General features: G+C 73.6%; 7 protein-coding genes. 2 read left to right on the forward strand and 5 right to left on the reverse strand.

The annotated features are described in order from the left end of the window. Positions 1-67: 67 nt before the first annotated feature. The 4 genes from CG747_RS00245 to CG747_RS00260 form a co-directional block, all read right to left on the reverse strand. Positions 68-1,987 carry an acyl-CoA dehydrogenase family protein gene (locus tag CG747_RS00245; protein ID WP_100599530.1) on the reverse strand — a complete coding sequence of 640 codons (1,920 nt, stop codon included), beginning with the start codon at positions 1,985-1,987 and terminating at the stop codon, positions 68-70. A 571-nt stretch (positions 1,988-2,558) separates the two neighbouring features. Next, positions 2,559-4,016 carry an aldehyde dehydrogenase family protein gene (locus CG747_RS00250; protein WP_100599531.1) on the reverse strand — a complete coding sequence of 486 codons (1,458 nt, stop codon included), beginning with the start codon at positions 4,014-4,016 and terminating at the stop codon, positions 2,559-2,561. A 286-nt stretch (positions 4,017-4,302) separates the two neighbouring features. Beyond that, positions 4,303-5,991: a PucR family transcriptional regulator gene (locus CG747_RS00255; RefSeq protein ID WP_100599532.1), complete on the reverse strand. Its 1,689-nt coding sequence runs from the start codon at positions 5,989-5,991 to the stop codon at positions 4,303-4,305. A gap of 408 nt (positions 5,992-6,399) precedes the next feature. Continuing rightward, positions 6,400-8,889, reverse strand: a complete 2,490-nt coding sequence (locus CG747_RS00260) for an ATP/GTP-binding protein (protein ID WP_100599533.1) — start codon at positions 8,887-8,889, stop codon at positions 6,400-6,402. A gap of 267 nt (positions 8,890-9,156) precedes the next feature. Between CG747_RS00260 and gabT the strand changes: the two genes are divergently transcribed. Both gabT and CG747_RS00275 read left to right on the forward strand, forming a co-directional pair. Further along, the gene (gene gabT / locus CG747_RS00265) at positions 9,157-10,506 is read left to right on the forward strand and encodes a 4-aminobutyrate--2-oxoglutarate transaminase (RefSeq protein WP_100599534.1); all 1,350 of its coding nucleotides are present in this window, start codon (positions 9,157-9,159) and stop codon (positions 10,504-10,506) included. 768 nt (positions 10,507-11,274) lie between these two features. Next, positions 11,275-11,976, forward strand: coding sequence for a phosphatase PAP2 family protein (locus CG747_RS00275; RefSeq protein ID WP_308303757.1), 702 nt, complete (start codon positions 11,275-11,277; stop codon positions 11,974-11,976). A gap of 160 nt (positions 11,977-12,136) precedes the next feature. Here the strand turns inward: CG747_RS00275 and CG747_RS00280 are convergent, their stop codons facing one another. Next, a complete protein-coding gene (locus CG747_RS00280) occupies positions 12,137-12,862 on the reverse strand; it encodes a DUF4232 domain-containing protein (RefSeq protein ID WP_100599535.1) in 726 nt (241 codons plus the stop codon). Positions 12,863-12,918: the final 56 nt, after the last annotated feature.

Raw genomic sequence — 12,918 nt, forward strand, 5'->3', positions numbered from 1 at the left:
CGGCCACCGAGGGCGTCCGCGCCTCGTACGGGCGACGCGTGGGCCGTCCGTACGAGGCGGCCGGGGTCTACCGGAAGGGGCGGCGGGCGTTGTCCTTGGTGCTCCGGCCGGGGGTGGCGTCGGCGATCCAGGCGCCGTCCCCGCTGGGGTCGACGACGCCCTCCTCCAGCCAGGTGTAGCGGCCGCCGAGGACCCCGGCGACGACCTTGCGGTCCAGTTCGTCGGTGTTGGTCCACAGCCGGTGGAACAGTTCCTCGACGCGGATCCGGGCCTGCCGGCAGAAGGCGTCGGCGAGCTGGTGCGCCTCCTGGCCGTGGTCGCCGGTGAGCCGCAGGTGCTCGGCCCGGACGCAGGCCGCGCTCATCGCGAACAGCTCCGCGCCGATGTCGACGATCCGGCCGAGGAAGCCCTGCTTGGTCTCCATCTTCCCCTGCCAGCGGGACATCGCGTAGAACGTGGACCGGGCGAGCTTGCGCGAGGTCCGCTCGACGTACCGCAGATGGCCCGCGAGTTCGCCGAACTCCTGGTAGGTGCGCGGGAGTTGGCCGGGGCCGGCGACGAGTTTGGGCAGCCAGCGGGCGTAGAAGCCGCCGGCCTTGGCGGCCGCCCTGCCCTTGTCGGCCAGGGTCTTGTCGGGGTCGATCAGGTCGCCGGCGACGGAGAGGTGGGCGTCCACCGCCTCGCGGGCGATCAGCAGGTGCATGATCTCCGTGGAGCCCTCGAAGATCCGGTTGATCCGCATGTCCCGCAGCATCTGCTCGGCGGGGACCGCGCGTTCGCCGCGGGCGGCGAGCGAGTCGGCGGTCTCGAAGCCGCGGCCGCCGCGGATCTGGACCAGTTCGTCGGCCATAAGCCAGCCCATCTCGGAGCCGTAGAGCTTGGCGAGGGCGGCCTCGATGCGGATGTCGTTGCGGTTCTCGTCGGCCATCTGGGACGCGAGGTCGACGACCGCCTCCAGGGCGAAGGTGGTCGCGGCGATGAAGGAGACCTTGGCGCCGACCGCCTCGTGCTTGGCGATCGGGCGCCCCCACTGCTCGCGGGCGCCGGACCACTCGCGGGCGATCTTCAGGCACCACTTGCCGGTGCCGGCGCACATCGCGGGCAGCGAGAGCCGGCCGGTGTTGAGCGTGGTCAGGGCGATCTTCAGGCCGGCGCCCTCGGGGCCGATGCGGTTGGCGGCCGGGACCCGCACGTCGTGGAAGCGGGTGACGCCGTTCTCCAGACCGCGCAGGCCCATGAAGGCGTTGCGGTTCTCGACGGTGATGCCGGGCGAGTCGGCCTCGACGACGAAGGCGGTGATGCCGCCCTTGTGGCCCTCGGAGGCGGGCACCCGGGCCATCACCACCAGCAGGTCGGCGACGACGCCGTTGGTGGTCCACAGCTTCACGCCGTCGAGGACGTAGTCGTCGCCGTCGGGGACCGCGGCGGTCGCCAGCCGGGCCGGGTCGGAGCCCACGTCGGGCTCGGTGAGCAGGAACGCCGAGATGTCCGTACGGGCCAGCCGCGGCAGGAACGTCTCCTTCTGCTCCTGGGTGCCGAAGAGCTTCAGCGGCTGCGGTACGCCGATCGACTGATGCGCGGAGAGCAGCGCGCCGATCGCCGGGCTGGCCGAGCCGGCCAGGGCCAGGGCGCGGTTGTAGTAGACCTGGGTGAGTCCGAGACCGCCGTACTTCGGGTCGATCTTCATGCCCAGGGCGCCCAGTTCCTTGAGTCCGCGGACGGTCTCGTCCGGGATCCGGCCCTCCCGTTCGATCCGGGCGCCGTCGACCTGCGTCTCGCAGAACTCCCGCAGCGTGGCGAGGAACTTCTCACCGCGCCGGACGTCGTCCACCGCGGGGGTGGGGTGCGGATGGATGAGGTCGAGCCGGAAGCGCCCCAGGAACAGCTCCTTGGCGAAGCTGGGCTTGTGCCAGTCCTGCTCACGGGCCGCCTCGGCGACCCGGCGGGCTTCGCGCTCGGAAACGTTGCGGATGGACGGAGCGGTCATCAGGAGCTCACCTCGCCGCGGATCGGGAGTTCTGCCGGCGGACCGGTCGGCCGCCGGGCAGTGCTACTTGTGACAAGTACCCGATCCGCGCGGATTGCACCAGCGGAGCGGAGGCCGCGGGCGGGTCCCCGGCACCGGCCGGGCGAGCGGCCCCGACGGCGCCGCCGCGTCGGGATCCGGCCACCGTACGGCGAGGTGCGGACGGTGCCGGACCGGCCCTTCGGGGGGTGCGGCATACCGCGCTGGTTGTACGCGCGGGGCGGTCTTCCCCCCTGCGGAACGACCCCGTATCCGCCTCGGTCAGGAGGAACCGGGGCGGAACGGGGCCGTAGCGTCGGAAGTGCGGCCTGTCGGGGGGCAGGGCCGGAAAACGGGGGACGCGGCGCGCTCCGGAAACAGGGTGCCGGAGCGCGCCGCGCGGAGGGGGCCGGCGCCGGGGGGTGCGCCGGCCGGACCTGGCGGGCGGTACGGCCCAGGGATGGCCGTCGCTGTCCACCGAGCCAGGCCGGACCGGAGGGGGTGCGGGGCGGGCCGACGGGCCCGCTCCGCCCGGTTCCAGGATTTCCCGGGCTTACAGGTCCAGTCCGGTGAGGACCAGGACCCGCTCGTAGGTGTAGTCGTCCATCGCGTAGCGGACGCCCTCGCGGCCGACGCCGGACTGCTTGACGCCGCCGTAGGGCATCTGGTCGGCGCGGTAGGACGGCACGTCGCCGATCACCACGCCGCCGACCTCCAGCGCGCGGTGGGCGCGGAAGGCGGTCCTGGCGTCGTGGGTGAACACGCCGGCCTGGAGGCCGAACTTGGAGTCGTTGACGGCTGCGAACGCCGCGTCGACGCCGTCGACCTTCTTGAGGGTGAGCACCGGGCCGAAGACCTCCTCGGTGGCGAGGGTCGCGCCGGCCGGCACGTCCTCCAGCACGGTCGGCGCGTAGGAGGCGCCGTCGCGCTTGCCGCCGGTGAGGAGCTTGGCGCCGCGCTCGACGGCGTCGTTCACCCAGGACTCCACGCGCTGGGCCGCGGCCTCGCTGACCAGCGGGCCGACCTCGGTCTCCGGGTCGGTCGGGTCGCCGGTGACCTGGGCCTCGACGCGCTCCACGACCTTGGCGACCAGCCGGTCGTAGACCGAGGCGTCGGCGATGACCCGCTGCACCGAGATGCAGGACTGGCCGCCCTGGTAGTTGGAGAAGGTGGCGATGCGCTGCGCCGCCCAGTCCAGGTCCTGCTCGGAGGACCAGTCGGACAGGACGACGGCCGCGCCGTTGCCGCCCAGCTCCAGGGTGCAGTGCTTGCGCGGCACCGAGTCGAGGATGGCGTAGCCGACCGTGTCGGAGCCGGTGAAGGAGATGACCGGCAGCCGCTCGTCCTGGACCAGCGCCTCCATGCGGTCGTTGGGGACCGGGAGGATCGACCAGGAGCCGGCGGGCAGGTCGGTGCCGGCCAGCAGCTCGCCGATGATCAGGCCGGAGAGCGGGGTGGCCGGGGCCGGCTTGAGGAGGATCGGGACGCCGGCGGCGATGGCCGGGGCGATCTTGTGGGCGCAGAGGTTCAGCGGGAAGTTGAACGGCGCGATGCCCAGGACCGTGCCGCGCGGGAAGCGGCGGGTCAGCGCGAGTCGGCCGGCGCCGCCCGCGTCGGTGTCCAGGCGCTGCGCCTCGCCGCCGTTGAAGCGGCGGGCCTCCTCGGCCGCGAAGCGGAACACCGAGATGGCGCGGCCGACCTCGCCGCGGGCCCACTTGATGGGCTTGCCGTTCTCCGCGGAGATCAGCTGGGCGATCTCCTCGGTGCGCTCCACCAGCCCGCGCACCACGTGGTCCAGAGCGGCGGCCCGCACGTGGGCGGGGGTCGCGGCCAGCTCGTCCTGGACCGCGACGGAGGCGGCGACGGCCTCCTCGACCTGGGCCTCGGTGGGAACGCTCACCGTGCCGACGAGACGTCCGTCCCAGGGGGAGGTGACGTCGAAGGTGGTCTCGCCGGTGGCCTCACGGCCGGCGAGCCAGAAGGCGGTGGGGGCTGCAGCAGTGTTCGGCACAGTGGATCCCGGCCCTTCAGTGATGGTGGGTGGTGCACGCGCAGCTCTGGGAGCGGCTTGGCGTAGGACTCTGAAGCCCACCGTAGGGGTGCGACGGCCTCCTGGCGCTTGTCCGAAGCGGCGTAATCCACCAGGTCGCCTCTCCGCGGTGGAGTCCACGGGGCCGCCGCCGACGGCGCGGCGCCCGCGCCACGGACCCGGATCCGCACCCCGGCACCCCGGGCGCGGCACGGCCGGGCCGGACGTCTCCGCCCGGGACCCGCCCGCCCCGGGTGCTCCGCGCGCCCTACTCCCCCACCTGCGCCGCCGTCGCCTTCAGCGCCAGCCACAGCTCCATCCGGACGTCCGGATCGTCCAGCGAGCGGCCCAGGATCTCCTCCACCCGCCGCATCCGGTAGCGCAGCGTGTGGCGGTGGACGCCCAGGTCGGCGGCGGCCGCGTCCCACTGGCCGTGCCGGGCCAGCCAGGCGCGCAGCGACGCCACCAGGTCGCCGCGCCCGGTCGCGTCGTGCTCGCGCAGCGCCCGCAGCAGCCCGTCGGCGAACGCCCGCACCGCGTCGTCCGCGAGCAGCGGCAGGACCGAGCCGGCCGCCACGTCCTCGTGCTCCACCAGGGCGCGGCCGCGGCGGCGGGCGACGGAGAGCGCCTGCTCGGCCTGGCGGTAGGCGTTGGCGGCGCCCATCGGGCCGGTGGGCGCGGAGAGGCCGGCGGCCAGCCCCTCGCTCTCCCGGCCGGCGCCGGTCCGGCCGTTCCGGCCGCGCGGACGGGCCTGGGAGCCGAGGCGGGCCTCGGTCGCGGCGGCGAACGCGGTGCCGGCGTCCGCGGCCGCCCCGCCGTCCGCGACCAGCACGATCAGCCGGCCGCCGTCCGGTACGGCGAGCACCGCCTCGCCGGTGCGGGCGGCGGCGGACTCCATGGCGTCGGCGAGCGCGTCCAGCACGGCCGCGGTGCCGGCGCCCGTCGACGACGCGGCTCCGCCCTGTTCGAAAGACGCCGAGTGCTTGGCGGCGGACGACTGGTCGTCGGCGGGCACCGGCTCGGCCACCACCATCCGGAACGGGGCGTCCAGCAGCCCTCCGTAGAGCCGCCCCGCCACCGCCCGGGCGTGGTCCGGCTCGCCGGCCAGCAGCATCTTCAGGACCGCGGCGCCCAGTCGCTGCTCGGCGTCCTGGAGCGCCCGGGACCGCTCGGTGGTCAGGGTCAGCAGCGCCACCGCGGAGTGCACCGCGTACCGCTCCGCGGTGCCGAGCGGCGCGGCGGTCCCCACGGCGAGCACCCCGCGGGCCCGCCGGCCGGTGCCCAGCGACTGGAGCTCCACCCGGTCGTCGCCGTCGGTGTCGCTGACGACGGAACTGGCCGGCGCCGGCCGCTCCCGCAGCCGCGCCACGTCCTCGGCGAGCCGGGCCGCCCGCCGCGCCGCCCAGTCGGGGGCGGCCGCCACCACCGCGCCCGAGGCGTCGTAGAGCGCCGCCCAGCCGTCCAGGTGCGCCGCGAGCCGGGCCAGCAGCTCCGCCGGGCCCTCGGCGCCGAGCGCCGCCCGGGTCAGTTCGCGCTGCGCCTCGAAGCCGGCGGTCACCGCGCGGTACTGGTCGGCCGCCACGGCAGCCGACACCGCCTTGCTGATCGCGATGAACGGCGTCCGGCGCGGCACCGCCAGCAGCGGCAGGTGCTGCCGCCGGGCCGCGTCGACCAGCGCCTCGGGCACCCCTTCGTAGTTCACCCCGACCGCGAAACCCAGCCCGACCACACCGGCCTCGGCGACCCGCCGCACGTACCGGTCCGCGGTCTCGGGGTCCTCGGCGTCCAGCTTGAGCGCGGTGATCAGCAGCAGCTCGCCGCCCTCCATGTAGGGCACCGGGTCGATCAGCTCACTGGCGTGCGCCCACCGCACCGGGACGTCCAGCCGGTCCTCGCCCGCGAGCACGGTCAGCTTGAGCGCGGTGTGGTTGACCAGGGAGGCGAGGGTGTGCGGCATGAGACCTTCGATGGCTCCGGCGGACGGCACGACCACGACCGACGGCCGAGTCCCCTGTCGGCCCCCTGCCGACTCCCGCCGATCGCCTGCGCCGCCCGTATGAACGGCTGGCATGTGCGCCGCCCTGTATGAACGGCTGGTGTCGATTCTGCCTCAGCGGAGGGTTTCGCGAACACTCCCGGGCACGGGCATTCGGACCGGAAGCCGGATCCGGGCCGCTTCACCACCGCTCCACCGCCGCGCCGAGGCCGCGGCATGGTCTGCCGGAAGACGCCCCGGACACCCCGCCCTCGCGCCTCCGCGCGCCCGCACCCCCGCACTCCCGCACTCCCGCACTCCCGCACTCCCGCACTCCCGCCTGGAACGATCACGGTCGCGGTGGGGGTGCGGGAGGTCGGGGGTGGGGTGTCAGGGGCGGAGGTCGATGAGGACGGGTGGGGCCGATTCCCCGGTCACGGAGGTCACGGACAGTACCGCGTGGCCCGGTGGCACCGAATTGGCGAGGTCCGACGCCGACCAGCGTTCCCGCTCCACCGTGCGCACGGTCACCGCCTTGGCCGTCACGTTCTTCCCGGTGACCAGTCGCCGGATGGAGTGCATGACCTTGGTGAACGGTTCGTCCGAGACGATCTGACGGTCCGTGACGTCCCTGGTCTCCACCCACGCCTTGCCCCAGACCTCGGCGAACCGCGCCCCGTCCCAGGTGGTCACACCGGCGAAGGCCATCCGGCAGCCGACCGCGCCCAGCAACGCACCGCGCAGCGACTCCGGGACATCGTCCAGCGCCCGCACCGTCAGGGCTACGCCCGCGTTCGCCGTCCGCAGTCGCTGGAGCCCCCGCAGCGCCTCCTGCGTGATGACGTGTGATGCATCGTCGACTACCAGGCAGGCAAAAAGGGACCGGTCCGCTCGCGTCACCGCGCACTCGGTGAACTGCGCGAGGACCAGGCGCGCCAGAATCCGCGAGGCATCGGCATGTCCGCGCTCGGGGAGGTCGATCCGGATCCGCATCGGGCGGTCCAGGGAACGCAGCGACACCTGACGCGAGCCGTCCGAGGGGTCGAACAGCCCCGCGAAGGCCGGCCTGTCCAGCAGGGCGATCCGGTCGGCGAGCAGCACTCCGGGGTCGCCCGGGCGCTCCGACTGCCGTGCCCGCACGTCCAGTTCGCGCAGCGAGTGGTTCTCCCCGTTCGCTTCGAGGGCCGCCCGCAGTCCCGTCAGTGCCTGCGGTGAGCCGTCCAGCAGTTCCCGAAGCTCCGGAATCCGGGGGAACCTTCCGTGCGCAGCGCGGAACGGCCCGAGCAGTTGGCCGAGCACGGCCGCCGCCCGGTGGCCGTCACCGGCCACCGTGGCCACCAGGTCTCCCACCAACGCCTCGGCCAGCATCGCGGCAGCCTCGTCGGGATCGGTGGTTCCGCCGTACAGGTCCAGGCTGCAGGCGGCGTCCCGGTGGCCGACCCTCACCACGGCGTCGAAGGCATCGTCGGCCACGGACGCCGCGCTGGCAGGCCCGACGGAGACGACGGTGGCACGTCCGGAGAGCGCCTGCAGGCACATCGCCTCCACCAGCGGGCGCACCAGCCGGGTGGTCTTCCCCGACCCGGCCGGGCCGACCGCGAGCAGCGACGTGCCGAGCACGTCGGGTTCGAGTGCGACCCCCGCACCCCGTCGGTTGTAGGGGTTGCGTACATCCTCGGATGCCGTGCCGATGCGCACCTGTGCGGTGACGAGGTCGTGCCGCGCGGTGCGGGGGTGCAGATCGCGCGCACCGGACGGGTGCGGGAACGCAGCCGACCCGTACTTGTGCACACCGTCGATGAAGGCGGGGAGGCGGCTCGGCTGCGTCTGGACGGTTTGCCAGGCACGGCCGATCCGGGCGTGATCGACGTCGTTCATGAGTCCGGAACGCGCTTCCTGCGCCAGCCGGTCGGCCGCCGTCGCCGCACCGGCAGCACGCAGATCCGTCCACTCGGCCTGATCGACCTCCAGAGGGCGGACGCCGGATGCGGCGGCCTTCCGGGTGCCCTGCTGCGGGCCGCGCTTCCCCGACGCGAGGTAGCGGCGGCGCAACTCGCCCAGGCAGGCGAACCTGCTGAAGAGGAGCAACAGCGCGCCGAGGTCGAGGAGTTCGAAGCTCGTGGCGTAGTAGAAGAACGACGCCTGCTGCCCCGACACCGGCGTCAGGTTCTCCAGTTGGAGCATCAGGAGGGAGGAGTCGGTGGTCTTGTCGGTGCACCACTGCCAGAGAAGCCAGACGATCACCAGCGTGGCGCCCGTGCGGGCCATCAGCTGCCCGCTGGGCAGCGAACTCGGATCCTTGGGGGCCAGCCACTCGGGGAGCCTGGCCCACAGCCGGTCCACCACGGGGGTGACCAGCCGCCGGAGGAGTTCCGGCCACCGTCCGATCCGGCCGAAGACGATGGCGATCGCTCCGAGGACGATCGCCATGTACACGAAGGAAGAGACGACGTTGGCGTTCCCCGTCTTCCAGGAGTCGGGCAGCATCACCTCTCGCGGCCACTTCCAGTAGGGGCCGAGGTAGTCGTTCATCAGGAGCGACCAGATCAGCCAGGCGCACAGGGCCGAGACGACCGCCCCGGCGATCAGCTGCGGCACCGCGATCTCGTGCGGCTCGCCCTTCGGTTTGGGCCGGTGCCCGAAGGCCCAGACGCCCGGTCCGGCCGGCACGCGCGGTGTGCCCAGCCACGCCATGAGGGGGGATTGCGGCCCCTCGCCGGTCCGCGAGCCACCCCGGGGCCCGGCCGTACCGCCGCTTGCGGGCGGGGCGGCGTACGCCGGGGGCGCAGCCGGGCGTGGCGGCGGCTCCGCGGGGTGCGCCGGCCTGGGGACCTGGTCGGAGCGGATGTTGCGTGCGTCCTGCGTGCCCTCGGTGTCCATCCGGTGCCCCTTGTCCCCCTTGAGACGTGGCCTGCCGCGTCGGTTCGCCGGCCTGTCGTTGTCATGCCCGCGCTGGCGCGCCCTCGCCGGGCGTGCCGCCGCTCAATTTACTGGCCCCGCCCCGTGGCTATGTCCGGTGCGGACAACGCAACACGCGCACTTCTCCCGAACGGAACATGCCAGACCCGGCCCAACGCCCCTAACCTGCGAGAACAAGACCTCTGCACGTACCTCTGTACGTCCGTGTTCCACCCCCAGGAGACTGCCATGACCGAACTGTCCGGAGGCCCCGCCCTCCCCCAGGAGCGTCGCGTCGTCACCGCGATCCCCGGCCCCAAGTCCCAGGAGCTGTGGGCCCGCAAGCAGGAGACCGTGGCCGCCGGCGTCGGCGCGGTGCTGCCCGTCTTCGTCAAGCGCGCGGGCGGCGGTGTCCTGGAGGACGTGGACGGCAACTCTCTGATCGACTTCGGCTCCGGTATCGCGGTGACCTCGGTCGGCAACAGCGCGGAGGCCGTGGTCCGCCGGGCCACCGCGCAGCTCGCGGACTTCACCCACACCTGTGCCATGGTCACGCCGTACGAGACGTACGTCGAGGTCTGTGAGCAGCTGGCCGACCTGACGCCGGGCGACCACGCGAAGAAGTCGGCGCTGTTCAACTCGGGTGCCGAGGCGGTGGAGAACGCCGTCAAGATCGCGCGTGCGTACACCAAGCGCCAGGCGGTCGTCGTGTTCGACCACGGCTACCACGGCCGGACGAACCTGACGATGGCGCTGACCGCGAAGAACATGCCGTACAAGCACGGCTTCGGCCCGTTCGCGCCCGAGGTCTACCGCGTACCGCTGGCCTACCCCTACCGCTGGCTGACCGGCCCGGAGAACTGCGCGCAGGAGGCCGTCGACCAGGTCATCACGCAGATCACCAAGCAGATCGGCGCGGAGAACGTCGCGGCGATCATCATCGAGCCGGTGCTCGGCGAGGGCGGCTTCATCGAGCCGGCCAAGGGCTTCCTCCCGGCCATCGCGAACTTCGCGAAGGAAAACGGCATCGTCTTCGTCGCGGACGAGATCCAGTCCGGCTTCTGCCGTACCGGTCAGTGGTTCGCGTGTGAGGACGAGGGCGTCGTCCCGGACCTCATCACGACCGCCAAGGGCATCGCGGGCGGCCTGCCGCTGGCCGCCGTCACCGGCCGCGCCGAGATCATGGACGCCGCGCACGCGGGCGGCCTGGGCGGCACCTACGGCGGCAACCCGGTGGCCTGCGCCGCCGCGCTCGGCTCCATCGAGACCATGCGCGAGCTGGACCTGAACGCCAAGGCCAAGCGCATCGAGGAGGTCATGAAGGGCCGCCTCACCGCGATGCAGGAGAAGTTCGACATCATCGGCGAGGTCCGCGGCCGCGGCGCGATGATCGCGATCGAGCTGGTCAAGTCCGGTTCCAAGGACCCGAACCCGGAGGTCACCGGCGCGCTCGCCAAGGCGTGCCACCAGGAGGGCCTGCTGGTGCTGACGACCGGCACCTTCGGCAACGTGCTGCGCTTCCTGCCGCCGCTGGTCATCGGCGAGGACCTGCTGAACGAGGGTCTGGACATCCTCGAGGCGGCGTTCGGCGCGCTCTGAGCGGTCGCGTCGCACGGACGCGGGTGAGCGGAACCTTCCGGGCGCGGCCCGGGGCACGGTGCGGACCGTGTCCCGGGCCGCGCCCCGTTTCGCCGTCGCCGCCACGGTGGAGGGGCGGGGGCGCCGACCGGGGCGGTGAAGGGGGCGCGTGAAGAAGATGTGCGGGGGCAATGGCGGGCGCGTGATGCGGCTTACGGGGCGCGCTTCCGGTGCCGTACGGTTTCTGCAGATGAGAGAAACACCTCGCCCACAGGGGACTGCGGGCGATGCCCGGTCGGCGCTCCCCCAGCTTCGACCTGGCCGTGCCCTCGCGCACACCACCGGGACCCCTGGCACGAGGGTCTCCGGGAATCCTCACCGATCGGATGTCCGCCCGCCCCAGACCCCCCGGGGCGCGCGGGACACCGGTCCTCGCGGCCGCTCCGGAACCACCCCCCCTGTTCCGGAGCGGCCGCATTTTTTTGTTTTGCGGCGTTTGCCGCATTCGCTGCGCCGGTTTTCTTTGCGGGGTTCGGGGGGTCGGGAATGTCGGGGGCGTTGGGGCTGTCGGCGGCGCTGGGGGTATCAGGGATATCGGGGGTATCGGGGGTGTTTCATCTGATGGGGTGGTGGCGCGGCGGCCTGTCGTCTGGTGACGGGGCTGCCAGTGGGGCCGACGGTGACGGTGGTGCTGGTGGTGCCGGTGGCTCCTCCGGCCCCACTGGCGGCTCTGGCGGCTCTGGCGGCTCTCGTTCCGATGGTGTGCGGTCGGCTCGGCGGTACGGGCTCGTGGCGCTGTGCAGTGCGGTGCTCTTCGGGCTGGTCACCTGGCAGGTGGCGGCCCGCGGCGCGGTGCGCGGGCTCGACGAGCGACTGGGCCGCGGGGCGGCGGCGAGCGCCGTTCCCGGGCCGCTCGCCCAGTTCTTCGCCGATCTCGGCAATACGGCGGTGGCGCTGCCGGTGTTGATGGCGGCGGCGGGATGGGCGGTGTGGCGGCTGCGGCGGGGCGGGCCGGGTAGGCCCGTTCGGGCGTGGTTGCCGTCGGTCGCCGCGCTGGGGGCCCTGGCCGCCGTGCCGGCGCTCGTCGTCCCGTTCAAGGTCTGGCTGGACCGGCCGGGACCGCCCCGGATGGCCGGGTCGCACGAGGGGTTCTATCCGTCGGGGCACGGGGCGACGGCGGCCGTCGCGTACGGGTTGGTGGCGCTGCTGCTGACCCAGGCGTACGCGGCGCGCAGGGGCGGCCGGACGGCGGCGCGGCGGTCGAGCGGCCGGAAGGCGGCCGTGGCTCCCGGCGCGTGGGCGGTCGCGGCGGGGACCGGACTGCTCAATGCGGGGGTCGGGCTGGGGCTGGTGCGGCAGGGGTACCACTGGCCGTTGGACGTGCTGGGCGGCTGGTGCCTGGCGGGGGTGCTGCTGCCGCTGTGGTGCGTGGTGTGCGACCGGTGGGGCGGGTCGGCCGGTGGCCGGGGCCCGGGGGCGGGAACCGGCTGACGCGACCGGGGCCGAAGCCGGGGCCGGGGCCAGGTCTGATGCCGAGGCCGGGGCTGATGCCGAGGCCGCGGTCGCAGTCGCGGTCGACTGCCCCGTCGCGCGGCCCGGCCTCAGGCCCAGGTGGCTGACGCTTCGTCAATTCACTGTCGCACAAGGACAGTTACTGCACATTGATCGGGTTGACGAAGGTGCCGGGGTGGGTGGCGCCGGACTGGTCCAGGATGGCGCCGCCGTAGGGCCACTGGAGCTGGAAGTGCTTCTGCTCGTTCGGCGGGGTGATGAGCAGCTGGCCGGGCTCGACCTTCTTGTCGTCCGCGCGGGTGGTGGGCAGCAGGGCGATCGTGAACGAGGTGTGCGCGTTCGGCTTCAGCACCGTCGGCACGGGCTTCTTCGACGAGCGGGCCAGGTCCCAGGTGGAGCCGTCGGTGCCCTTGATCTGGACGCCCGGGAAGCCGGAGAGGGTGCACGGGGCGCCGCCGATGTTCTTCAGCCACACCGCGGCGATCTGCTGCTGGTCGCTCTTCATGTCCGGCACGCCGCCGCCCTCCGAGCCCCAGCCCGCCTGCAGCCCGTCGGTGGTGCAGCGGCCGACGCGGTCGCCGGCCTGGTCCTTCTGGCCGGTGTGCGCGCCACCGGTGTGCGCGCCGCCGGTGTGCGCGCCGCGGGCGGCGGTGCCCGTACCGCCGGTGGAGCCGCCGGAGCCCTGGGAGCCGCTGCCGCCCTGGGCGGCGGAGTCCGGGGCGTCGGCGGCGGCGCTGCTGGCCGGGCCGGCGCCGGTGGCGCCGGCGGAGCCGCCGGTGCAGGCGGTGAGGCCGAGCCCGGCGCTGGCGATCAGGCCGGCGACGACGGCGGCGCGGCCCCGGCGGAGCGTGCTGCGGTGCGACATGGTGTCCCCTCGTGGTCAGGTGCGCGTCCGGTCGTCCGTTCGCACCCGTCAATCTG

Origin of the sequence: Streptomyces sp. CB02959, assembly GCF_002803155.1 — a bacterium.
Classification (GTDB): domain Bacteria; phylum Actinomycetota; class Actinomycetes; order Streptomycetales; family Streptomycetaceae; genus Streptomyces.